Source organism: Mycobacterium sp. IDUB_3 (assembly GCF_055419585.1).
Genome location: NZ_JBVAXZ010000001.1, coordinates 128,239 through 151,790 on the forward strand (window position 1 = coordinate 128,239; position 23,552 = coordinate 151,790).

The 23,552-nt window shown below is 67.7% G+C and carries 16 protein-coding genes; 8 read left to right on the forward strand and 8 right to left on the reverse strand.

Features of this window, described 5'->3' with window-relative positions:
* Nucleotides 1–45: 45 nt before the first annotated feature.
* The 5 genes from ACZYVJ_RS00490 to ACZYVJ_RS00510 form a co-directional block, all read right to left on the reverse strand.
* Complete coding sequence (locus tag ACZYVJ_RS00490; protein WP_463829203.1) at nucleotides 46–831, reverse strand: Fpg/Nei family DNA glycosylase; 786 nt, start codon at nucleotides 829–831, stop codon at nucleotides 46–48.
* Nucleotides 824–1,714, reverse strand: coding sequence for a non-homologous end-joining DNA ligase (gene ligD / locus ACZYVJ_RS00495; RefSeq protein WP_463829204.1), 891 nt, complete (start codon nucleotides 1,712–1,714; stop codon nucleotides 824–826). The genes ACZYVJ_RS00490 and ligD (ACZYVJ_RS00495) overlap by 8 nt, the downstream gene beginning before the upstream one ends.
* On the reverse strand, nucleotides 1,714–2,724 hold the full coding sequence (gene ligD, locus ACZYVJ_RS00500) for a non-homologous end-joining DNA ligase (RefSeq protein WP_463829205.1): 1,011 nt from the start codon (nucleotides 2,722–2,724) through the stop codon (nucleotides 1,714–1,716). Before ligD (ACZYVJ_RS00500) ends, ligD (ACZYVJ_RS00495) begins: the two co-directional genes overlap by 1 nt.
* A gap of 37 nt (nucleotides 2,725–2,761) precedes the next feature.
* A complete protein-coding gene (locus tag ACZYVJ_RS00505) occupies nucleotides 2,762–3,202 on the reverse strand; it encodes a ribonuclease FAU-1 family protein (RefSeq protein WP_463829206.1) in 441 nt (146 codons plus the stop codon).
* 96 nt (nucleotides 3,203–3,298) lie between these two features.
* On the reverse strand, nucleotides 3,299–6,061 hold the full coding sequence (locus ACZYVJ_RS00510; RefSeq protein WP_463829207.1) for an ATP-binding cassette domain-containing protein: 2,763 nt from the start codon (nucleotides 6,059–6,061) through the stop codon (nucleotides 3,299–3,301).
* A 302-nt stretch (nucleotides 6,062–6,363) separates the two neighbouring features.
* On the opposite strand from ACZYVJ_RS00510, the gene ACZYVJ_RS00515 reads away from it, so the two are divergent.
* From ACZYVJ_RS00515 to ACZYVJ_RS00525, 3 genes are read left to right on the forward strand one after another with little or no spacing between them, the layout of a single operon-like run.
* Entirely contained in the window at nucleotides 6,364–8,436 is a 2,073-nt protein-coding gene (locus ACZYVJ_RS00515) for a serine/threonine-protein kinase (protein WP_463829208.1), read from the forward strand.
* A gap of 59 nt (nucleotides 8,437–8,495) precedes the next feature.
* A complete protein-coding gene (gene uvrB / locus ACZYVJ_RS00520; RefSeq protein WP_463829210.1) occupies nucleotides 8,496–10,655 on the forward strand; it encodes an excinuclease ABC subunit UvrB in 2,160 nt (719 codons plus the stop codon).
* Nucleotides 10,656–10,712: 57 nt separating this feature from the next.
* Entirely contained in the window at nucleotides 10,713–12,131 is a 1,419-nt protein-coding gene (locus ACZYVJ_RS00525) for an MFS transporter (RefSeq protein ID WP_463829211.1), read from the forward strand.
* Between the two features lie 39 nt (nucleotides 12,132–12,170).
* Here the strand turns inward: ACZYVJ_RS00525 and ACZYVJ_RS00530 are convergent, their stop codons facing one another.
* Entirely contained in the window at nucleotides 12,171–13,754 is a 1,584-nt protein-coding gene (locus tag ACZYVJ_RS00530; RefSeq protein WP_463829212.1) for a mannosyltransferase, read from the reverse strand.
* A gap of 284 nt (nucleotides 13,755–14,038) precedes the next feature.
* On the opposite strand from ACZYVJ_RS00530, the gene ACZYVJ_RS00535 reads away from it, so the two are divergent.
* Nucleotides 14,039–14,482 (forward strand): universal stress protein, encoded by a 444-nt coding sequence (locus tag ACZYVJ_RS00535; RefSeq protein ID WP_064883444.1) that lies wholly within the window; start codon nucleotides 14,039–14,041, stop codon nucleotides 14,480–14,482.
* A 5-nt stretch (nucleotides 14,483–14,487) separates the two neighbouring features.
* On the opposite strand, the gene ACZYVJ_RS00540 is transcribed toward ACZYVJ_RS00535, so the two are convergent.
* The gene (locus ACZYVJ_RS00540; protein ID WP_463829213.1) at nucleotides 14,488–15,165 is read right to left on the reverse strand and encodes an MBL fold metallo-hydrolase; all 678 of its coding nucleotides are present in this window, start codon (nucleotides 15,163–15,165) and stop codon (nucleotides 14,488–14,490) included.
* 201 nt (nucleotides 15,166–15,366) lie between these two features.
* Here ACZYVJ_RS00540 and uvrA point away from each other — a divergent pair, with 201 nt between their 5' ends.
* Nucleotides 15,367–18,282, forward strand: a complete 2,916-nt coding sequence (gene uvrA / locus ACZYVJ_RS00545) for an excinuclease ABC subunit UvrA (RefSeq protein WP_463829214.1) — start codon at nucleotides 15,367–15,369, stop codon at nucleotides 18,280–18,282.
* A gap of 6 nt (nucleotides 18,283–18,288) precedes the next feature.
* Here uvrA and ACZYVJ_RS00550 read toward each other — a convergent pair whose 3' ends face one another.
* Entirely contained in the window at nucleotides 18,289–18,537 is a 249-nt protein-coding gene (locus tag ACZYVJ_RS00550; RefSeq protein ID WP_463829215.1) for a hypothetical protein, read from the reverse strand.
* A 269-nt stretch (nucleotides 18,538–18,806) separates the two neighbouring features.
* On the opposite strand from ACZYVJ_RS00550, the gene ACZYVJ_RS00555 reads away from it, so the two are divergent.
* The 3 genes from ACZYVJ_RS00555 to ACZYVJ_RS00565 are packed head-to-tail and all read left to right on the forward strand — an operon-like array spanning nucleotide 18,807 to nucleotide 23,550.
* Nucleotides 18,807–19,523 carry a hypothetical protein gene (locus tag ACZYVJ_RS00555; RefSeq protein WP_463829216.1) on the forward strand — a complete coding sequence of 239 codons (717 nt, stop codon included), beginning with the start codon at nucleotides 18,807–18,809 and terminating at the stop codon, nucleotides 19,521–19,523.
* Between the two features lie 31 nt (nucleotides 19,524–19,554).
* Complete coding sequence (locus ACZYVJ_RS00560) at nucleotides 19,555–21,675, forward strand: Rv1355c family protein (protein ID WP_463829217.1); 2,121 nt, start codon at nucleotides 19,555–19,557, stop codon at nucleotides 21,673–21,675.
* 15 nt (nucleotides 21,676–21,690) lie between these two features.
* On the forward strand, nucleotides 21,691–23,550 hold the full coding sequence (locus ACZYVJ_RS00565) for a putative bifunctional diguanylate cyclase/phosphodiesterase (RefSeq protein WP_463832776.1): 1,860 nt from the start codon (nucleotides 21,691–21,693) through the stop codon (nucleotides 23,548–23,550).
* The last annotated feature ends 2 nt before the right edge of the window (nucleotides 23,551–23,552 follow it).

Below are 23,552 nucleotides of genomic sequence, written 5' to 3' on the forward strand. Positions count from 1 at the left end.
TTAGCCCACCGTGGTCCGGGCCACCAGGCTGGCCGGCCGCAGCGGTTAGGGCTGGCAATCGGGACACCAGAACGACATCCGGCCGCCGATCCGGCCGTTGCGAAGGGCGGTGCCGCAGCGCGGGCAGCGCGGGTCCGGATCGTCGCGTGCACCGGTGAGCCAGCGCGACAGGCCGGGGACCCGGCCGTGGCGCACCGCGGTGTGCAGCACTTGCTTCATCGCACGATGCAAGTCCCTGACCGCGTCGTCGTTCAACTCCGCAATCGGAAAATTGGGCCGTATCCTCGCCCGCCAGCAGATTTCGTCGACAAGCAGATTGCCGAGGCCTGCGATCACCGACTGGTCCATCAGCGTCGGCTTCAGCCGCCCGGACCCCTTGCGGCGCCCGGCAACTACGCCGCGAAACTCCCGCAAGCCCATGCCCAGCGCGTCGGGCCCTTGCGGGCCCAGCACCTCCGCTACCGCGTCCTCGGTGTCGGCCAGCCAGACCCCGCGCAGCTTGCGCAGGTCGGCGTAGCGCAGCTCACCCTGGTCGAGCGACATCACCAGCCGTTCATACTTTTCCGGCTCGGCGCCGGCATTCGCGTAGTACGGGTGTCCGGTCATGCCGCTGTGAATCAGCAGCGTCGGACCGTCGGTCGGCAGTATCAGCCATTTGCCGTGCCGGCGCGGGGCACCGAAGCGATGCCAGGCCAGGCGCCGCGCGAGCGTGCTGGCGGAGGCGTTGCGCAAAATTCCGGGGTCGCGGACGTCTACGTCTTCAATCCGGCGGTGGGGCAAGGTCTTAGCGAGCTCGCGCCGGAACCCTTCGACGTCCGGCAGTTCAGGCACGAAGTTTCGCCAATCGTGCGCGCGGCCCTGCGAGGGAGCGGGCGTGCCGGAACATGTCCGCCCACGGATCACCCTGCCCCGCGACCCGTTCGGGAACATCGCGGATGCTGAACCGATCCGCCCGCAGACCGCGCGTGTCCAGTTCGTCCCACTCGAGCGGGGTGGCCACCGGCGCACCGCCGCGGGCCCGCACCGAGTAGGGCGCGACGGCGGTCTGCGCGTAGGCGTTGCGCATGACATCGAGATAAATGCGGCCATCGCGTTTGTCCTTCCGGGCCTCGACGGTGCGGTGCGCCTCGTCGTCGGCGGCGACGACTTCGGCGACGTCACGGGCGAATTGGCGGACGGTGTCGAAGTCAGCCTCGACGCGCAACGGCACCACCACATGTAGCCCGCGTGATCCGGTGGTCTGCACGTAGCGTGCCAGTCTCAGGTCGTCGAGCACACCGGCCACGGCGCGGGCGGTCGCCCGCACCGCCGCGAAATCGGCGTCGGACGGGTCGAGATCGAAGACCAACCGGTCGGGCTGGTGCAGGTTGCCCTGCCGCGACTGCCACACATGCAGCGTTACGCAGTTCTGGTTGGCCAACCAGCGCAGCGCTTCCGGGCGTTCGGCCAATGGATGCACCAGGGTGCCGCCCTCTTTGTCGACCTCGACCCCGCTCATCCAGTCCGGCAATGTGTCAGCGAAATCCTGCTGCACGAACCCCTTTTCGTCGATACCGCGGGGGAACCGCTGCACGGTCAGCGCGCGGCCCTTCAGGTGCGGCAGCATGGTCTCGGCCACCTCACCGTAGTAGTCGGCCAGGTCCCGCTTGGTGATCCCGTCCTTGCCGAACATGACCCGATCCGGGTGGGTGATCTCGATGTCGATGCGTGCCATCAGCGTGTCTCCCGTACCACCTCTGCAGGGTCCTTGTCGATGCGCAGGCCCTGGTAGCGCGGGTGACGGAGCTTGCCGTCGCGGGTCCATTCGGTAAACCCGATCTGCGCCACCAACTCCGGGCGCACCCAGCGAGCACCGTTCTCGCGTACCAACCCCCGGGTGAACGGCGGGGCCTCCTGTTGGAGGGGCGAGAGGCGCTCATGCAGGCTGCGTAGCGTGGCCGCGTCGAACCCGGTGCCGACCTTGCCGGCGTACACCAGGTCGCGGCCTTGCCCATGGCCTGTGTAGTAGCCGAGCAGCAACGCGCCCAGTTCGATTCGGCTGCCTTTCGGGTTGGTGTAGCCGCCCACGACGAACTCTTGGTCGCGCACGCATTTGAACTTCAGCCAGTTCTTCGACCGGCCGCCGTCATAGGCGGAGTCGGCCAGCTTGGCGATCACGCCTTCGTCGCCGCGCTTGCAGGCGGCGCGGTAGGCGGCGAGGCCGTCATCGACGCGGTGCGCGGTGTTGCGCAACGGATCATCGAAGTTGAGCACATCGCGTAGTAGTCGCTTGCGCCACCGCAGCGGCAGCGCGGTGGTATCCCTGCCGTCCAGGTGCAGCAGATCGAACACGTAGTAGTAGACCCGGATTCGCGAGGCGCGGGCCACCTCGGGGTCGGTGATGCCCAGGCGTCCCTGTAGGCGGGCGAAACTGGTGCGGCGTCCCTGGAACGCGACGACCTCGCCGTCCACCACGAATCGGGTAGTGCGCTGGGCCGCGAGCGCATCGACCAGCTCCGGGTAAGTCCCGTTGAGCGGCTTGCGATTTCGTGACAGCAGCCGGACTTCGTCGCCGTCACGAAAGGCGAGGCAACGCATGCCGTCGAATTTGCGTTCGAAAATCCACTGCGGGTCACAGAACCGCTCGTCGGTCAGGGTGGCCAGTGTGGGCTCTCGCCAGACGGGCACCGGTTCGGCGTGCAGCGCCTCGCGCAGTGCATCGGGCAGACCGGCGATATCCGTCATGTCAAGGTGCATACCCGGCGTCGGACTCGGAAAACGGCTACGGCGCCCGCCAGGTCAGTTCCATGCCGTGGTGCGCCAGCCACCGCGACAGGTCGTAGCCGTTACAGGCCAACCCATCGACCGCGGCCACGGCGCGCCGCACCGCCTGCGCGGCGGCCTCGGGAGTCAACAAGCCGTGCCGGACGGCATCCAGCAGCTCGTCGACGTCGGTGAGGTCGGCCCTGGCGCCGGTGCGCACCTCGATGTCCAGGTAGTGGTCTTCGGAATGCCACACGGCGGGCCCGGGTGAGTATTCGCCCACGTCCAGGTAGTAATCGTGGTCGCGTTCATGCCCGGGATTGAAGTGAAACACGGTGGCGCGCAAGCCCAACGACGGCAGCAGCCACGACTCGAGGTAATGGAACTGGGCGCGACCAGGGGTGGGGCGGGCGACGTAGAGGCCCCACGGGCGCACCACGTACTCGTCGACGGTCCGCACGATGCCCTTGGGATCGGTGTTCGTGCGGGCCAGGAGGTCGAACGTCTCGTGCTTCGGCGGGTGAATGATGTCACCCTACCGCCGCGGGGCGATTCCTCAGCGGCGCAACCGGATCTTCCACCGCACGAACCCGGCGTAGAAAAGCGACAACGCGGCGAGCATGCCCATGTCCAGCAGCCAGATCGTCGACGTGTGTTGCCAGAACCGGTCCTGGGACAGCAGCGAATCGGGCACCAGGTGGCGCAGATCCACCGTCGACGAGGCCGCGGCGTAGCCCCAGCGCGCCGGCATCGCCCACGACAGCTGGTTCAAACCGAGCCGGCCCGTCACGGGGACCATCCCGCCGCACAGCACCAGCTGCGCCATCACCGTCACCACGAACAGCGGCATGATCTGCTCGCTGGACCGAACCAGCGACGAAATCGCCAGGCCCAGAATGGCCGAGGCGACACACGTCGCCGCCACGGTGGCGAACAATTCGACGGTCGCCCCGACGGTCGAGTGGCCGCACAGCACCGCGCCGCGCGTCGGGGCGCCCTTACCGATCACCACGATCGCCGTGACGATCGCCGACTGCAGTATCGCGAACCCGCAGAACACCGCGCTCTTGGCGAGCAGGTAGGCGGTGGTCGACAACCCGACCGCCTGCTCGCGCTGGAAGATGGCGCGCTCGCCGACCAGGTCGCGAATTGTCAAGGCGGTACCCATGAATGCTGCAGCCGGCATCAGCAGGGCCAGTATCTGCGCGGCCTCGTCGGGTGTCCCCGCGTTTGGTGCCGGAACGTGAAACCCGTTGCTGCCCGGGACGGTCAGCGACAGCGAGCCGAGGATGAACGGCAGCAGCGCCAGAAAGACGAAGTAGGCGCGGTCGGCGATCACCAGGCGGACCTGGCGGCGGGCGATCGTCGAGATCTGGCGTCGCACACTAGTGTGCACCGGTTCGCCGAGGCTGCCGGGCTCGCCGGTCTTGTCCGGAAGGTACTTTTGGGGCCGCTTCTGGGCCTCGTTCTGCTCCAGGAAGCGCCGGTTGGCTTCGTCGGGGTCGGCGCCGACCTGGGTGAAGATCTTCGCCCAGTTGGTGGTGCCCATCGCCCCGCCGATCTGGTCGGGCGCGCCGCAGTAGGCCGTCTTGCCGCCGGGCGCCATCAGCAACACCTGGTCGCAGACGTCCAGATACGACAGTGAGTGCGTCACCACCAGCACCACACGACCGGCATCGGCCAGCTGGCGCAGCATCGTCATCACCTGCAGATCCAGCGCGGGATCCAGGCCCGAGGTCGGCTCGTCGAGGATCAGCAACGACGGCCCGGTCAGCAATTCGAGCGCCACCGAGGCGCGTTTGCGTTGCCCGCCGGACAGCTTCTCGACGCGGGTGTCGGCATGCTTGGTCAGGTCCAGCTCCTCGAGCACCTGGGCGACGACCTTGGCGCGGTCCGCCTTGCCGGTGTCGGGCGGCAGGCGCAGCTCGGCCGCGTAGCCAAGCGCCTGGTTGATGGTCAGCTGACGGTGCACCACGTCGTCCTGCGGGACGATGCCGATCCTGCTGCGCAGCGACGCGTACTCGGCGTGAATGTTGTGGCCCTCGAACGTCACTGAGCCGGACGTCGGGGTGGTATACCCGGCGATGAGCCGCGCCAGGGTGCTCTTGCCGGCGCCCGAACCGCCGATCACGGCGGTCAGCGTGCCGGGGCGCGCGGTCAGCGAGATGTCGTCCAGCAGTTGTTTGCCGTTGTCGACGACGTACCTGACGTCGCGCACTTCCAAGCCGCCGGCGCGAGTGGCGGCGCCGCGGTGTTCGGTCAGGGTGCCGTCGCGGAACACCAGGTCGACGTTGCCGATGGTGACGATGTCGTCCTCGGACAGGATGGCCGACCCGATCCGGGTGCCGTTCACGAAAGTTCCGTTGACGCTGTTGTCCCGGATCTCGGTGCCCAACTGGGTGGGCACCAAGGTGGCGTGCTGACGCGACGCCAGCACGTCGGAGACGACGATGTCGTTCTCGGCGGCCCGGCCGATCGTCATGGCGCCGGCCGTGCCCGCGGCCGACGACGCGCGTGGCGAGAGCAATTTCACAAAACGCGTCGCCAGGTTCGACACATCGGCCGTCTTGGCGTCGATGACGGTGAATTCCGCTGCGGGCGTTGGGGATGGGTGCGACGGCGCCGCGGTTTCGCCCGCGACGGGCGGCGTGACCTGCAACCTTGCCGGCGAGCCCGGGTCGATGACGGTGAGCTGCTCGGGCGGTGTGCCACGCGGCGCCGGTGGCGGGGGCACACGAGGCGGTGGCGCCTGACGGGGCGGTGGCGCCGGCTGTCGCGGCGGTGCGTTCGGCGGCCTCGCCGGCTGCCGGGGTGGCACGGGGCGCGACGCCGCCCCCTGCGGACCACCGCGCTCCGGGTTCCTTCCCGGGCCGCCGCCGGGCCGGGCCCGCGGCGGCTGCGGCGGGTGCGTCGGGATGGTTTGCTCAGCAACCGCGGACCACGGCAGGGTCGGCGGTCCGGAATCGTGGCTCGGCCGGGTCCGCGGCGGATGCCCGGCATGACCCTGCTGGGGTCCGATCGCGAAGGTCAGCCGCGGGCCCTGCGGATTTCCGATGTGAATGCTCTGGCCGTCGTGAACGTCGACCACCGGCATCCGGTAGCCGTTGAGATAGGTCCCGTTCAGCGAGCCGTTATCGATTGCCAGCCAACGGCCTTGATCGAACCGCAGGATCAGATGCGCGCGCGAGATCCGCGGATCGGCAATGCGCACATCGGCCTGCACGTCGCGTCCGACGACCACCTCGTGGCCGGCCGCGAAGGATCGTTGGGACCCGTCATGCCGGATTGTCAGGATGGGCGGGGCGGGTCGAGTCACCACTCAAGTATCGGCCCGTGTTGGCAGTGCGCTCTATTGGACCCAGCTGTGACTTCGCTTTGTTTCGATTCGGCCACTCATAGCCCATTCATAGCCTGCTGCGACGAATCGCCCACGGCGGTGCGGCATTATTCGATCGGGAGGGGTAGTTGGATTGTGTCCGTGCGCGCCGAGCACAGCGTTGTGGCGGCAGACGCGAGACGGAGTAGTGGGCCCAATCGCTATGCACATGCCCATGGTGTGCGATCCGCATCACAGTGCGGTGACACCTGGGCGGTGCCGGGAAACGAGGGGGCAAGGCATTGATGAACGAGCACAGGGGAACTACTCGGCGCATCGGCGCCGGGCGGCGGCTGCTGAGCAACCCGCGACAAGCCCGTGAGGCGTTGCGCGCGGGTTTTCAGTCGTTGCCCGCCATGCCCATCGGGCAACTGTTCCGCCGGATACCCCCCGTCGATTCGGTGCCGAACGTGGAACCCGTGGTGGCGCAACAGCCCAACGATTCCTCGGCGTCGCGCCTTGCGGTGGGTAACGGCGCGTCGTTCGCCGGTTACACGATTCTGCGGCAGCTGGGCGCGGGCGGTATGGCCGAGGTCTATCTCGCGTTGCACCCCAGGCTGCCCCGCCGCGACGTGATCAAGGTCCTCGCCGAGGCGGTGACCGCCGATCCCGAGTTCCGCGAAAGGTTCAACCGGGAGGCCGATCTCGCGGCGACGCTATGGCACCCGCATATCGTCGGCGTGCACGATCGGGGCGAATTCAACGGGCATCTGTGGATCTCGATGGACTACGTCGAGGGCACCGACGCCTCGCGGCTGGTCAAGGAGAACTACGCCGACGGCATGCCGATCCACGAGGTGTGCGCCATCGTGCAGGCGGTCGCGGGCGCGCTGGACTACGCCCACGACCGTGGGCTGCTGCACCGCGACGTCAAGCCCGCCAACATCCTGCTCACCCACCCGGAGGAGGGGGAGCGCCGAATCCTGTTGGCGGACTTCGGCGTCGCGCGTCACCTGGGTGACATCAGCGGGATCACCGAAACCAACGTCGCGGTCGGAACCGTGGCATACGCCGCGCCCGAGCAGCTGACGGGTTCCCCCATCGACGGCCGGGCGGACCAATACGCTTTGGCCGCAACGGCTTTCCACCTGCTCACCGGGGCGCCGCCGTTCCAGCACTCCAACCCGATCGCGGTGATCAGTCAGCACCTGCACGAGGACCCGCCTCGGCTCAGCGATTTCCGCCCCGAGCTGGCCGAGCTCGACGAGGTGTTCTTCCGCGCGCTGGCCAAGCAACCGGCGGACCGCTTCGAGCGGTGCCGCGCGTTCGCCGCCGCCGTCGGCGAGTCGGCCGGGGCCGTCTTCGAACTCGGCCCGGGCGCCCAGCCGCGCGGCGCCGTGTCGACGCCGCATCGCCGACACGGACCCGCCCGCGTCATTGCCGGGCTGAACCGGTTTTCGACGAAAACCCGGTGGGCGACCGCGCTGGTGTGTGCGGTGCTCATCGCGGTCGCGGCGACCTGGTCACTTCTCTATTCGTTTCAACCCGACACGCCGCCGGCCAACCCCGCGCTCGCGTCGAGACCGTCCGCCCCGGCCGCCAGTGCCGCGCCCACCGCGGGCGGACCGGTGCTGAACGGGACCTACAAGCTGAACTACGACCAGACCAAGCGCACCACCAACGGCATCTCGATCCGGCACAACGGGGCGGCCACCAGTTGGTGGGCATTCCGGTCGGTGTGCACCCCCAACGGGTGCGCGGCCACCGGGACCCAGCTGGACGACGCCACCCATCAGGTGGCCAACACCACCGACGGGGGACAGACCGACACCCTGCGCTTCGTCGGGGGCTACTGGCAGGGCGCCCCGGCCCAGCAGCGGGTGGGATGCACCCAGCCCAATGGGCAAGTGCGGGCCACCCAGCAGGAAACCATCGCCTGGTCGCTGGCGCCGCAGGCCGACGGCACGCTGCGCGGCACGTTGACCGAGACGGTGCTGAGCAACGAGTGCGGCGCCCAGGGAGCGGTGGTGCGGGTGCCCGTGGTGGCCAGCCGGACCGGCGACGTGCCTCCGAAGGTGACGTTGGGCGACCCCACTCAGGTCATCAACACCTCGACCACCGCGTCGGCCCCGGCGCCGCCGGTGCTCGGCGGAGTGTGCAGCGACGTCGGCAAGGTCGCCTACGACCCGACCAACAACGAGCAGATCGTCTGCGAGGGAAGCAGCTGGGCCAAGGCGCCGATCACGATGGGCGTGCATGCCGCCGGCAGCTCATGCGACCGGCCGGGCACCTCGGTGTTCGCCATGAGCACCTCCAGCGACGGCTACCTGCTGCAATGCGATCCGGTCACCCGGACGTGGACGCGACCGGCGGGCTAGCATTCCGGTGCCCGGTCAGGCCCACGACACTTGTCGGTGATCGGTCCTACCCTGGTGGCATGGCATTCGCCACGGAGCATCCCGTAGTAGCGCATTCGGAGTACCGCGCTGTCGACGACGTCGTGCGCGTCGGCGGCGACTTCGAGGTGGTCAGCCCGCACGATCCCGCCGGCGACCAGCCGGCCGCCATCCAGGAGCTGGAACGCCGGATCAGGGCGGGGGAGCGCGACGTCGTGCTGCTGGGCGCCACCGGCACCGGTAAGTCGGCCACCACCGCGTGGCTCATCGAGCGGCTGCAGCGGCCCACCCTGGTGATGGCGCCCAACAAGACACTGGCCGCCCAGCTGGCCAATGAGCTGCGAGAGATGTTGCCGCACAACGCAGTTGAATACTTCGTCTCGTACTACGACTACTACCAGCCCGAGGCGTACATCGCGCAGACCGACACCTACATCGAGAAGGACAGCTCGATCAACGACGACGTGGAGCGGCTCCGGCACTCCGCGACATCCTCGCTGCTGTCGCGCCGTGACGTGGTGGTGGTGGCGTCGGTGTCGTGCATCTATGGCCTGGGCACGCCGCAGTCCTACCTGGACCGCTCGGTCGAGGTGCGGGTGGGCGCCGAGGTGCCGCGGGATGCGCTGCTGCGCCTGCTGGTTGACGTGCAGTACACCCGCAACGACCTGTCATTCACCCGAGGCTCGTTCCGGGTGCGCGGCGACACCGTGGAGATCATCCCGTCCTACGAAGAGCTGGCGGTGCGCATCGAGTTCTTCGGCGACGAGGTCGAGGCGCTGTACTACCTGCACCCGCTGACGGGCGACGTGATCCGCCAGGTGGACTCGCTGCGGATCTTCCCGGCCACCCACTACGTGGCCGGTCCCGAGCGGATGGCCCACGCGATCTCGACGATCGAAGCGGAGCTGGCCGAGCGGCTGGCAGAGCTGGAGGGCCAGGGCAAGCTGCTCGAGGCCCAGCGGTTGCGGATGCGCACCAACTACGACATCGAGATGATGCGCCAGGTCGGGTTCTGCTCGGGCATCGAGAACTACTCCCGGCACATCGACGGCCGGGGTCCGGGCTCGCCGCCGGCGACCCTGCTGGACTACTTCCCGGAAGACTTCCTGCTGGTCATCGACGAATCCCACGTCACCGTCCCGCAGATCGGTGGCATGTACGAGGGCGACATGTCGCGCAAGCGCAACCTCGTCGAGTACGGGTTCCGGCTGCCGTCGGCGTGCGACAACCGCCCGCTGACCTGGGAGGAGTTCGCCGACCGGATCGGGCAGACGGTGTACCTGTCGGCCACCCCCGGCCCCTACGAGCTCAGCCAGTCCGGCGGCGAATTCGTCGAGCAGGTGATCCGGCCCACCGGCCTGGTCGACCCGAAAGTGGTGGTCAAGCCGACCAAGGGTCAAATCGACGACCTGATCGGGGAGATCCGGAAGCGCACCGAGGCTGACCAACGGGTGCTGGTCACGACGCTGACCAAGAAGATGGCCGAGGACCTCACCGACTACCTGCTCGAGATGGGCATCCGGGTGCGCTATCTGCACTCGGAGGTCGACACGCTGCGCCGGGTCGAGCTGCTGCGCCAGCTGCGGCTGGGCGAGTACGACGTGCTGGTCGGCATCAACCTGCTACGCGAGGGCCTGGACCTCCCCGAAGTGTCCTTGGTGGCGATCCTGGACGCGGACAAAGAAGGCTTCCTGCGGTCATCGCGCAGCCTGATTCAAACCATCGGCCGCGCCGCCCGCAACGTCTCCGGTGAGGTGCACATGTACGCCGACACCATCACCGATTCGATGAAAGAGGCCATCGACGAGACCGAACGGCGGCGGGCGAAGCAGGTCGCGTACAACGAGGAGCACGGCATCGACCCGCAGCCGCTGCGCAAGAAGATCGCCGACATCCTCGACCAGGTCTACCGCGAGGCGGACGACAGCGAGGCGGTGGAGATCGGCGGGTCGGGGCGCAACGCGTCCCGCGGCCGGCGCGCGCAGGGTGAGCCGGGCCGCGCGGTCAGCGCGGGGGTGTTCGAGGGCCGCGACACGGCCAGCATGCCGCGCGCCGAACTGGCCGACCTGATCAAGGACCTCACCGCCCAGATGATGGCCGCGGCCCGTGACTTGCAGTTCGAGCTGGCGGCGCGGTTCCGCGACGAGATCGCCGACCTGAAGAAGGAACTGCGCGGGATGGACGCCGCCGGCCTGAAATGAGTTTGCTGGCAACCGATCTCCGGCTCTTATCTCCGCGTGACCCCATACGGTAGAGGAGTGACCGACGCGGCGACTATCACCGGCGGCTGGCGTGAGCTGCTGGGCGCGAGGTATCTCAGAACTTCCATACTGCTGGCCGGCGGGGTGGCGCTCTACGCCACGAATGAGTTCCTGACCACCAGCTTGTTGCCCAACACCATCGCAGAAATCGGCGGCAGCCGGCTCTACGCATGGGTGACGACCCTGTACCTGGTGGGGTCGGTCGTCGCGGCGACGATGGTCAATCCGCTGCTGCTGCGCATCGGTGCGCGGTCGTCGTATCTGATGGGCCTGGCCGTGTTCGGCATCGCCAGTCTGGTTTGCGCTGCCGCACCAACCATGCATGTTTTGATTGCTGGGCGGGCCATGCAGGGGGTGGCCGGGGGCTTGCTGGCCGGCCTGGGTTATGCGGTCATCAACTCCGCCCTGCCCCGCTGGTTGTGGACGAGGGGCTCGGCGCTGGTGTCGGCGATGTGGGGGGTCGCGACCGTGGTCGGTCCCACCACGGGCGGCCTGTTCGCGCAGCTCGGGATCTGGCGATGGGCTTTCGTCGCGATGGCCATCCTGACCTTGCTGATGGCCATGCTGGTCCCGGTCGCGCTGGCCCGCGTCAGGCCGACGAACAGTTTTCCCCGGATGAAGGTCCCGGTGTGGTCGCTGCTGATCATCGGGGTGGCGGCGCTGGCGGTCAGCGTCGCGCAGATTCCGCGCAACACCGTCGCGACGTATGGGCTCCTCGCGGCGGGCATCGGCCTGGTCGGCGTCTTCGTGATCGTCGACTGGCGGATGCACGCGGCCATCTTGCCGCCCAGCGTGTTCTCGCCCGGTCCGCTGAAGTGGATCTACCTCACCATGGGCGTGCTGATGGGCGCGGCGATGGTGAACACCTACGTGCCGCTGTTCGGGCAGCGGCTGGCCCACCTGACGCCGATCGCGGCCGGATTCCTGGGAGCGGCGCTCGCGCTGGGCTGGACGGTGAGCGAGATCGTCAGCGCATCGCTGGAGAACCCGCGGACGATCGGGCGGGTGGTCATGGTGGCGCCGATGGTGGCCGCGTCGGGCCTGGCACTGGGAGCCGTCGCCCGGCACGGCGACGGCTCGGCCTGGACGGCCGCGCTGTGGGCGGTGGCCCTGCTGGTCGCCGGCATCGGGATCGGGATGGCCTGGCCGCACCTGTCGGCCCGCGCGATGGCGTCCGTCGCCGACCCCGTCGAAGGCGGCGCCGCTTCCGCGGCGATCAACACCGTCCAGCTGACTTCCGCCGCGATCGGTGCCGGATTGGCCGGTGTCGTCGTCAACACCGCCACCGGCGGCGAGGAGATGGCGGCGCACCTGCTGTTCACGGTGTTCACCGCGTTGAGCGCGGCGGGCGTGGCGGTGTCCTACGCCGCGACGCGGGCCACCCGGCAAGCCGAGCCGGTCGCCACCGGGGCCTGAGCTCGGTCCGGCGCTGCACGCGGTCGGCGAAGCGCCAAATCACCGCGTGGACTTGACAACCTGCGAGTAGTGGAACTGCCACCGCTCCACAATGTGGAAGCCGAGGTAGCCCGGGAACCGGTACGCCGGGGCGCGCCCGAATGCGCTCCCGGGCGGTAGCGATCGCCCGGCCTGATGGTCGGGCAGCGAGTTGTCTTTGTCGGTGATGGTCCAGATCGCCGGGCATTTGTTGATTTTGGCCGTGGTCAGCCAGACGGCGACGTGCCCGTCCCACAGGGATCCGACCTTCGGCCCGTACACGCCGCGCTCGACGTCGATCAACGACCGGAAGGCCGCCGGACGGGTGGCCAGCAGCGCACGAATCGGGCCGGGCTTCCACGGCACGGTGTTGTCCACCATCAGACAGTCGCCGGGGGCGGCGTGGGAGCTGATCAGATCGGCGACCTGGCTGTAGTCCCAACCCTCTTTGGCATACGGCCAGCGTTGGACGAACAGGTAATTCGGCACCGCGGCGATGGCGAACAGCAGCACCCCGCCGGCGATGGGCCAGGGCCGGCGGGCGACGGTGACGAGGCAGACGGCCAGGACGACGGCCATCGCCGGGGCGGTGAAGATCAGGTAGCGCGGGTAGTAGATCGGCTCGCTGACGGCCGAATAAATGACGACGAGGGCGGTGGGAATCACCATCCAGGCCGTGGCGATGAGCAACAACCGCCGCAGGTCGCCGGCCGGAGCCGGCACGCCGGCCAGCCGTGTCACGACCGCCGCGACGATCAGGACCGCGCTCGCGATGGCGAAGGCCACGCTGTGGTCGAAGTATTGGCGCAGGATGATGTCGAACGCGTAATGCCAGCTGACGGGGTAGATCCAGTTGACCTGCCACACCTGGTTGTGCGCGAACACCAGGAACGGTGTCATGGCCGCCACGGCGACGACCGAAGCGGTGGCCCACCAGAGCGCCGGAGATCTGCGGGCGCCTTTGGGTGCGAGCAGCGGCAGCATCGCGCCGTACACCGGCACCAACAGCACCAGGTTGAGGTTGAGCAGTATCGAGAGCATCAATCCCAGCGCGTACCAAACCCAGCCGCGCGGCCTGTTCCGCCGGACCGTGGCGACGAACAACACCGTCAGCCAGACGGCCGCGGCGGCCACGAAGGCGTACGGGCGCGCTTCCATGCCCGCCCACGTCGTGCGCGGCAGGATCGCGAAAATCGCCCCCGCACACACCGCCGCGGGCCGCGTCGAGAACTGCCTGGTGAACACCGTGACGCCGGCCGCCGCGGCTCCGATCGCCAGGGAACTGGGGAAACGCGACCAGAATTCGGTGGGTGGGAACAGCGCGAACCAACCGTGCATCAGCAGGTAATAAGCGCCATGGACGGCGTCGATGTGACCCAGCAACCGCCACAGCTCTGGCAAAGTCCGGCTGGCCGAAGCCGATATCGTCGCCCCTTCGTCGAACCAGAGCGACGGCCGGCAGGCCCAGCCGGCGCTGACAGCGGTGGCGAACAGGGCGATTGCCCACGGATCTAGCAACCCACCGCGCGCACGCCCGGACGCGGGCGCGGCGCCGAAATCGCCGGCACGGGGCTCGACGGTGGGCTCGAGAGTGGGCATGGACATGATGATTGTTACTGTAAGGCGCCGTTGACAGAACGGGTCACAATCCGCGTCCGGCGTATTCGCTGTTCGTGTCCATTTTCACCAAAAGCGGCGTAATGCAATGCCTTCCACGTCGGCCCCGCAGATTCGATTGTTTTGCCATTGGCAATATTGTCCGTTGCCGCAGTCAGCGCCCGCAAATTGCGGATGTGTCACGCCACACCGTGTCGTTAATCTATCTCCTGCGCATCGAGCAAACGCGCTACTGTCTTGGGTTGGCTGACCAACCGAAACTGGGAGGGTAAATGGGCGCCTATCGGACTGTGGTGGTAGGAACCGATGGCTCGGATTCGTCGATGCGCGCGGTGGAGAAGGCGGCGCAGATCGCGGGAGCGGACGCCAAGCTGATCGTGGCGTCGGCGTACCTGCCCCAACATGAGGACGCCCGGGCCGCCGACGTCCTGCGGGACGAGAGCTACAAGGTTTCGGGCACCGCCCCGATTTACGCGATCCTGCGTGACGCCAAGGACCGCGCCCACGCCGCCGGTGCAAAGAACATCGACGAGCGACCCATCGTGGGGGCGCCGGTCGACGCGCTGGTGCACCTCGCCGAGGAGGAGCAGGCCGACCTGCTCGTGGTCGGCAACGTCGGCTTGAGCACGATCGCCGGCCGACTGCTGGGATCGGTGCCGGCCAACGTCTCGCGTCGGGCCAAGACCGACGTGTTGATCGTGCACACCACGACGTAGCCGCGCTACCAGCCCCGCTCGCGCCATTCGCTCAGGTGCGGGCGCTCGGCGCCTAACACCGTGTCGTCGCCATGACCGGGGTAGATGACCGTGGAGTCGTCATACACGTCGAACACCCGGGTGCTGACGTCCTCGATCAGCTGGGTGAAATCGCCCGGCTGCCATGTCTTCCCGACACCGCCCGGGAACAGGCAGTCGCCGGTGAACAACTGGGTGACCCCACCCGTCGCGGGCCCGTCCAGGGCCAGCGCGATCGAGCCCGGGGTGTGCCCGCGCAGATGGATGACGTCGAACGCCAGCTCGCCGATCTGCACCGTGTCGCCGTTGCCCAGCAAACGGTCCGGTTTGACCGGCAGCGGTTCCGCGTCGATCTCGTTGGCGGCGGTCGGCGCCCCGGTGGCGGCGGCCACCGCCTCCAGCGCCTGCCAGTGATCGAAGTGCTGGTGGCTGGTCACGATCAGCGACACCTTCGGCGCGTTCAGCCTGATCAGGTCGATCAGCACAGCCGCGTCGTTGGCGGCGTCGATCAGCAGCGTTTCGCCGGTAGCGGAACAAGTGATCAGATATGCGTTGTTGTCCATAGGGCCGACAGAGACCTTTAGGATCGTGGCGCCGGGTAGGGTCCGGCGCGCCGCGGTACCGGGGTCAACGTGCCCGGTGTAGTTGTCGTCCACTGCAGTCATGAGTGCCACTCCTTGATCCCGCATCGGCGCCGTCCGAGCCGGGAACGTCGTCGTCGGCGCCAGTCACTGGCGGCCACGTTACTGGTCGCACGTTGCTTGTCGGTATGGGCACATAGCATGGAATGCGCCGTGCGCAATTCCGGTTCGGATTCCGCAGTGCGGCCACGAGAAGTCGCCAGATAGTTCCTGAGAGGGGCAGCGTTGGCTGACCGTCTGATCGTCAAGGGCGCCCGCGAGCACAACCTGCGCGGCGTCGATCTCGACCTGCCCCGCGACGCGCTGATCGTCTTCACCGGACTGTCGGGTTCTGGTAAGTCGTCGCTGGCCTTCGACACGATTTTCGCCGAGGGCCAGCGCCGGTACGTGGAGTCGCTGTCCGCCTATGCGCGGCAGTTCCTGGGGCAGATGGACAAGCCGGACGTCGATTTCATCGAGGGTCTGTCCCCGGCGGTGTCCATCGACCAGAAATCCACCAACCGCAACCCGCGCTCGACCGTCGGAACCATCACCGAGGTGTACGACTACCTGCGGCTGCTCTACGCGCGGGCGGGCACGCCGCACTGCCCGATCTGTGGCGAGCGGATCGCCCGGCAGACTCCGCAGCAAATCGTCGATCAGGTGCTGGCGATGCCGGAGGGCACCCGATTCCTGGTGCTGGCCCCGGTGGTGCGCACCCGTAAGGGCGAGTTCGCCGACCTCTTCGAGAAACTCAACGCCCAGGGCTACAGCCGGGTGCGGGTCGACGGGGTCGTGCACCCGTTGACCGATCCGCCGAAGCTGAAGAAGCAGGAAAAGCACGACATCGAGGTGGTGGTGGACCGCCTGACCGTCAAAGCGTCCGCCAAGCAGCGGCTCACCGATTCGGTGGAAACCGCGCTCAACCTGGCCGACGGCATCGTCGTGCTCGAGTTCGTCGACCACGAACACGACGCGCACAACCGGGAGCAGCGGTTCTCCGAGAAGCTGGCCTGCCCTAACGGGCATGCGCTGGCGGTCGACGACCTTGAACCCCGGTCGTTTTCGTTCAACTCGCCCTACGGTGCCTGCCCGGAGTGCAGCGGCCTGGGCATCCGCAAGGAGGTCGACCCCGACCTGGTGGTGCCCGACCCCGAGCGCACCCTGGCCGAGGGCGCGGTGGCGCCGTGGTCGGCGGGCCACACCGCGGAGTACTTCACCCGGATGATGGCCGGGCTGGGCGACGAACTGGGCTTCGACGTCGACACCCCGTGGCGCAAACTGCCGGCCAAGGCCCGCAAGGCGATTCTCGAGGGCTCCGATCACCAGGTGCACGTGCGCTACCGCAACCGGTACGGCCGAACCCGGTCCTACTACGCCGATTTCGAGGGCGTGCTGGCGTTCCTGCAGCGCAAGATGGCCCAGACCGAGTCCGAGCAGATGAAGGAACGCTACGAAGGCTTCATGCGGGACGTGCCCTGCCCGGAGTGTGAGGGAACCCGGCTCAAGCCCGAGATTCTGGCCGTCACGCTGGCCGCGGGGGACCGGGGCAACAAGTCCATCGCCGAGGTCTGCGAGCTGTCGATCTCGGACTGCGCGGACTTCCTGAACGCCCTCACCCTCGGTGTCCGCGAGAAGGCGATCGCAGGGCAGGTACTCAAGGAAATTCAGTCGCGGTTGGGCTTCTTGCTCGACGTGGGGCTGGAGTACCTGTCGCTGTCCCGCGCGGCGGCAACGCTGTCCGGCGGTGAGGCGCAACGCATTCGGTTGGCCACTCAGATCGGGTCCGGTCTGGTCGGCGTGCTCTACGTGCTCGACGAGCCGTCCATCGGGCTACATCAGCGCGACAACCGCCGTCTCATCGAAACCCTCACGCGGCTAAGGGGTTTGGGCAACACGCTGATCGTCGTCGAGCACGACGAGGACACCATCGCGCACGCCGACTGGATCGTCGACATCGGCCCGCGCGCCGGGGAGCACGGCGGCGAGATCGTGCACAGCGGCACCTACAGCGAGCTGCTGGCGAACACGAAGTCCATCACCGGCGCCTACCTGTCGGGCAAGGAACGCATCGAGATGCCGGCGAAGCGGCGCGCGGTAGACCGCAAGCGTCAGCTGACCGTCGTCGGCGCCCGCGAGCACAACCTGCGCGGCATCGACGTCTCGTTTCCGCTCGGCGTGCTCACCTCGGTGACGGGCGTGTCCGGATCCGGCAAATCGACGCTGGTGAACGACATCCTGGCCGCGGTGCTGGCCAACCGGCTCAACGGCGCCCGGCAGGTCCCCGGCCGGCACACCCGGGTCACCGGGCTGGATCACCTGGACAAGCTGGTGCGGGTGGACCAGTCACCGATCGGTCGTACGCCGCGATCCAACCCGGCCACCTACACCGGGGTGTTCGACAAGATCCGCACCCTGTTCGCCGCCACCACCGAGGCCAAAGTTCGTGGCTATCAACCGGGCCGGTTCTCGTTCAACGTCAAGGGCGGCCGCTGCGAGGCGTGCACCGGCGACGGCACCATCAAGATCGAGATGAACTTCCTGCCCGACGTCTATGTGCCGTGCGAGGTCTGCCACGGCGCGCGGTACAACCGGGAGACCCTGGAGGTGCACTACAAAGGCAAGACCATCTCCGAGGTGCTGGACATGTCCATCGAGGAGGCGGCGGAGTTCTTCGAGCCGATCACCGGCATCCACCGCTACCTGCGCACCCTGGTCGACGTGGGGCTGGGATATGTGCGGCTCGGCCAGCCCGCGCCGACACTGTCCGGCGGCGAGGCGCAGCGCGTCAAACTGGCCGCGGAACTGCAGAAGCGCTCGACCGGACGCACCGTCTACATCCTCGACGAGCCCACCACGGGGCTGCACTTCGACGACATCCGCAAGCTGCTGAAGGTCATCAATGGCCTTGTCGACAAAGGCAATACGGTCATCGTCATCGAACACAACCTGGACGTGATCAAGACCTCGGACTGGATTGTCGACATGGGGCCGGAAGGCGGCGCCGAGGGCGGAACCGTTGTCGCGGAAGGCACTCCGGAGGAGGTCGCCGCGGTGCCGGAGAGCTACACCGGGAAGTTCCTCGCCGAGGTCATCGGTCGTAGCCCGGCACCGTCCAGGACTCCGCGACGATCGAACCGGCGTCCCAAAGTCACCGCCTGACCCCGGTCAACCCTGGTCGGGCCGCATCGCCTCCCGGATCTGGGCAAGCCGCTCGGCGGCGGCGCGTTGGCGTTCGTCGTATTGTTCGTCCACCGAGCGGCCTTCGGGCGATTCCGCGCCGAGTTCGGCGGCGCCTTGCGCGGTCGCGTACCGGGCCTCGATCTGGTCGCGCACCGACTCGAAGGTCGGCACACCAGCGTCGTCGTATTCGGGGACGGGCCCGGTGGAGCGGGGAGTGGCTGGTTCGTCGGACATGTCGTCACGGTAGCGCGACGGTCGATCAAAATATCGCGTCGGCGTGTGAATGCGGAAGCGTCAAATATCGGCGTCGCCGCACTACCGCGACCCCCGGCCGCCAAAACAAAAGGTACACAAGCGACTTTTTGCATCCTATTGCCCTCGCCGGGCGGTCGAATTCGTCCGCTTATGTCACAATCCCTTTGGTTAATTTGTCGCGAGTCAAATTAGCAAACCGGCTCTCAAAAAATTACTCGTTAGTAACGGCGAATAGGCGGAGGTCACGCATGGAAGCGGTGCAAATCACGGAGCTCGGGATTGACGGCCCGGGGTCGGAATCGGGGTTTGGTTGGCACGATCACGCGACGGGGTGCCGGGTCACCGCGTCGACGCCGGCCGCGGAGCCTGATCTGTGGAATCAGTACCTGGAAGGCGCGCTGAACAGCTATCGCCGGCACGGGCTGGATTGGGTGCTCGACCTCGACCAGATTCAGGATGGGGCCGACACGTCCCTGTTTTTTGCTGCGCTCGACCCGAAAGGGCGCGTCGTCGGAGGTACGCGTGTCGTCGGGCCTTTGCGATCGCCGGAGGACTCCCACGCTCTCGAGGAATGGAAAGGCAACCCGGGTCTTCCGTTGCTGCGCCATATGATTTCCAACCGGCTTCCGTTTGGCGTGGTGGAGGTGAAAGGCGCGTGGACCAATTCGCGCGAATATGGCAATCGCGCGCTGTCCACCGTGCTGGCCCGCACCGCGCTGCCGATGATGACGTTGCTGGGTGTTCAGTTCGTGATGGCCACCGCGGCGGCTCACGTGCTGGAGCAATGGCAGTCCTCCGGGGGTGTCGTGACCAACCGGGTACCGGCCGCGGCGTATCCCACCGAGGACTACCGAACCAAGGTGATGTGGTGGGATCGCCGCACCCTTGCCACACACGCGGAGCCGGGACAATTTAAGCTGATGTGCGCCGAGAACGCCGAAATCCTCGACCGCATCTCGGCGTAGGTGACCTCGGGTCTACGCCGTTGGGAGTTGGATGGGCCATAGCTACGAGAGCCACGAGGCCAGTGGTGCAGTGGTTCTCGCTGACCATATCGCCGCGGACCGCGACGTATTGGAACGGCTCAGAGCGACACCGGGTATCGACTTCATCGACCGGTCCGACCCCGATTCGGCGGGAGCCGAGGAAGGCGGCCGGTGGGCGTACTTCTCGTGGCGCAACGCCGTGGTGCGGATCGCGGGTCCGCGAGCGTTTGCTGCCGCCCGACTCGACCGGAACCGGCATCTGATCACCTCCGCCGAGCAGGAGCGCCTGCAACGCCTGCGTATCGGCATCGTCGGCCTGAGCTCGGGTCACGCGATCGCGTACTGTCTGGCGGCGCAAGGTCTTTGCGGCGCATTGCGGTTGGCCGACGGTGACACGCTGGAGCTGTCCAATCTGAATCGCGTCCCGGCGACGGTGCTCGATCTCGGCCTCAACAAGGCCACCGTCGCCGCGCGGCGGATCGCGGAACTCGATCCGTACCTGAGCCTGGAGGTATTCACCTCCGAGGTGACCGCCGAACGCGTCGACGGGTTTCTGGACGGCCTGGATGTGCTGATCGACCAAGCGGATTCGCTGGACATCAAGATCCTGCTGCGCGAGGCGGCTCGCGACCGCGGCATCCCGGTGCTCATGGCCACCAGCGATCGGGGTCTACTCGATGTCGAGCGCTTCGACCTGCGGCCGCAGCCCTCGGTGCTGCACGGGTTGCTGAGCGACATGGACACGACGGCGCTGAGCGGATTGTCGACCCGCGACAAGCTGCCATACCTGTTGCGCCTTTTGGACGCTCGGCAATTGTCCGCGCGCGGGGCAGCCTCGCTGGTCGAGGTCGGACAGACGTTGGGCGGGTGGCCTCAGCTGGCCGGCGACATCTGGGTAGGTGCCGCCGCGGCGGCCGAGGCGGTGCGCCGGATCGGCCTGGGCGAGCCGCTGCGATCCGGACGCGTCCAGATCGACATCGCGGGCGCTCTCGACGCTCTCGTCCCGCCCGTGGCGCGGGATGCCCCGCCGCACGCATCGACCGCTGACGTCGCCGCAGCCATCGGGCCGGGCGCAACGAAAGCAGGGATCGCCGAAGCCGTTGCGAGCGCGGCGATCCGCGCCCCTTCCGGCGGCAACGGCCAGCCGTGGCGGATCGCCATCGACGACACCTCGATTCAGTTGCTGCTGGCTGCCGAGGATTCGGCCACCATGGACGTCGAATTTCGGGCCAGCGCGGTCGCGCTGGGCGCGGCCATGTTCAACGCGCGCGTCGCGGCGGCAGCGCACGGCGCGCTCGGCCCGGTCAGCTTTCGTGACGACCACCCGCACACCGTGCTGCACGGCGAGATGCGGTGGGGGGACGGTGACGACCCCGAACTGGCGCAGCAATACCGGGCGATGCTGGACCGGCAAACAAATCGCCACCCCGGTTGTGCCGTCGCAGTCCCCCCGGAAACCGCCGAGCGCCTGGCGGCCGCCACGGCCGGTGAGGGCGCGCGGCTGCGGCTGATCACCGATCGCGACCAAATCATCGCCGTCTCAGGCATACTGGCCGAAGCCGACCGCATCCGTTATCTGACCCCTCGCCTGCACGCGGAAATGGTGTCGGAGCTACGTTTTCCGGCTGACCCGTCACCGGAGACAGGAATCGATGTCCGTGCCCTGGAACTGGATGCCGGTGAGTTGGCGGCCCTGGAACTCGTCCGTCGCCCCGATGTCATGGTCGAGCTGGCGCGCTGGGATGCCGGTGGGGTGCTGGGCGACGTCACCCGCCAGCGAGTCACGGCCAGCGCGGCCTTGGCGGTGGTCGCGGTGACGGGGTCCGCGCTCACCGATTACGCCCGCGGGGGCGCGGCGCTGGAGGCGTTCTGGATCACCGCCGAACGCAGCGGCTTCGGCGTGCATCCGGTGTCGCCGGTGTTCCTGTACGCGCACGGCGACAATGACTTCCAGACCCTGTCGCCCGCTTACGCCGAGGAGCTGAAGGGGCTGCAGGACGCCTTCCGGGCCCGCGCCGGACTGGGCGCCGGCGAACACGAAATCCTCGTGCTGCGCCTCGTGTCCGGTCCGCCGCCCTCGGTGCCGGCACGGCGCCGCTCGCTGAGCGCCAGTCTGCGCGTGCCAGGGTAAGCGGACATGGAAAACATCGAAAATAGCGCTGCGCCAAAGACTCTGGCCAACATCGTCACGTCCGTAGCGACCAAGCTGATGGGCGCAACTGCCGCCACCGCAGCGGAAATCAGCACGGAGATATTGGCCGAACTGGTGGCGATCCTCGACGTGGACGTGAGTTTCCTGCGCTACAACGATCACGACATCCACGCCACGGTCCTGGTGGCCGAATGGCCACCGCGGCCGGACATCCCCGACCCGGACCCGCTGCACACGATCTACTTCGCCGACGCCGACCCCATCTTCGCCATGTGCGAACACTCCAAAGAACCGATCGTGCTGCGTCCCGAATCCGCGAACGAGGATTACCAGCGCACCATCTCGGAGGCGAGCGGCATTCCGGCGATCTCCCTGTCATCTGTCCCGCTGCTCTCCGGCGACGTCACCACCGGTGCGCTTGGCTTCGTGAAGTACGGTGACCGGGCGTGGACCCAGGATGAGCTCAATACGCTCACGGTGGTCGCCACGATGTTCGCCCAGGTGCAGGCCCGCCTGATCGTCGAGGACCGGCTGCACTACCAAGCCGAACACGATGACCTGACGGGATTGCCGAACCGTCGAACCCTGTTGGCGCATCTGAATTCTCGCGTCGTTGGGGGGCAACCTGGCCCGGTCGCGGTGTTGGTCTTCAACCTCGACCGGCTCAAGGCGATCAACGACTACCTGGGTCACGCCGCCGGTGACCAGTTCATCTGCGACTTCGCCGCGCGGACCACCGAAGCCATGCAAGACACGGGCATGATCGCCCGGCTCGGCGGCGACAAATTCGTCGTGGTTCCCGCGTCGGCGATGGACCTCGATGCCGCCCGACGGCTCGCGGAGTCGTTGCGAACCCAGGTTAAGGACCACGTGACCATCGACGGGGTGGTCCTCAACCGCACCGTGAGCGTCGGCGTCGCAACGGGTTCCCCCGGGACGGACTCGAGCCTGGATCTGCTGCGGCGCGCCGACGAAGCGCTGATCGCCGCGAAGGGGAGCGGCGGAGACAGTATCGGGGTGTTCTCCGCCGAAATGCTCACCCGTCGTGAACTGCGCAACGACATCGAGCTGCACCTGCAGGCCGGGATCGAATCGGACGCGCTCACCGTCGCGTACCTGCCCGAGGTCGACATGCCGACGGGAAAGATCCTGGCGGTCGAGGCGTTGGTGCGCTGGCAGCATCCCACTCGGGGCCTTTTGCATCCGGACGAATTCGTGCCGGTGGCCGAATCCATCAATCTCGCCGCGGAACTCGGCAACTGGATGCTGAATGCGGCGTGCGCTCACCTGGCGCAGTGGCGGGCCCAAGGCGTGGGGCACGACATCATGCTGCGCGTCAACGTCTCGCCGGCCCAGCTCGTCGCGCACGATTTGGTCAACACCGTTGCGCGCACGCTGGAGAAGTTCGGGCTCGACGGGTCGTCGATCGGGCTGGAAGTCACCGAAAGCCTGCTCATCCAGGACCTGGTGAACACCCGAACCACGTTGCTGGGCCTCACCGAGCTCGGGATCAACATCGCCATCGACGATTTCGGCACCGGCTTCAGCGGGATGGGTCTGCTGCGGACGCTGCCGGTGGGAACGCTGAAAATCGACCGCGGCTTCGTGCTGGATCTCGCCACCTCCGCCGACGACCGCGCCATCGTGCGGGCGATCACCGGCCTGGCCCACGCGCTGGGCCTCGACGTCGTCGCCGAAGGCGTCGAGTCCGAAAGCGCGGCGCGCGTGCTTCTCAGCGAAGGTTGTTCGCGCGCACAGGGATTCCTGTTCTGCCAACCCATTCCCGCCGAGGCGACCCGGCGGCTGCTGGCCGAGGGTACGGTTCCAGTCCGGATCGATCCGACGGAGCCCTGAGT

Bases quoted from the DNA above. Each gene is read 5' to 3' on its own strand.
- ligD (WP_463829204.1), bottom strand. From the start codon at position 1,714: ATGGCACGCATCGACATCGAGATCACCCACCCGGATCGGGTCATGTTC.
- ligD (WP_463829205.1), bottom strand. From the start codon at position 2,724: ATGACGGATATCGCCGGTCTGCCCGATGCACTGCGCGAGGCGCTGCAC.
- ACZYVJ_RS00515 (WP_463829208.1), top strand. From the start codon at position 6,364: ATGAACGAGCACAGGGGAACTACTCGGCGCATCGGCGCCGGGCGGCGG.
- uvrB (WP_463829210.1), top strand. From the start codon at position 8,496: ATGGCATTCGCCACGGAGCATCCCGTAGTAGCGCATTCGGAGTACCGC.
- ACZYVJ_RS00530 (WP_463829212.1), bottom strand. From the start codon at position 13,754: ATGTCCATGCCCACTCTCGAGCCCACCGTCGAGCCCCGTGCCGGCGAT.
- ACZYVJ_RS00535 (WP_064883444.1), top strand. From the start codon at position 14,039: ATGGGCGCCTATCGGACTGTGGTGGTAGGAACCGATGGCTCGGATTCG.
- ACZYVJ_RS00540 (WP_463829213.1), bottom strand. From the start codon at position 15,165: ATGACTGCAGTGGACGACAACTACACCGGGCACGTTGACCCCGGTACC.
- ACZYVJ_RS00550 (WP_463829215.1), bottom strand. From the start codon at position 18,537: ATGTCCGACGAACCAGCCACTCCCCGCTCCACCGGGCCCGTCCCCGAA.
- ACZYVJ_RS00555 (WP_463829216.1), top strand. From the start codon at position 18,807: ATGGAAGCGGTGCAAATCACGGAGCTCGGGATTGACGGCCCGGGGTCG.
- ACZYVJ_RS00560 (WP_463829217.1), top strand. From the start codon at position 19,555: ATGGGCCATAGCTACGAGAGCCACGAGGCCAGTGGTGCAGTGGTTCTC.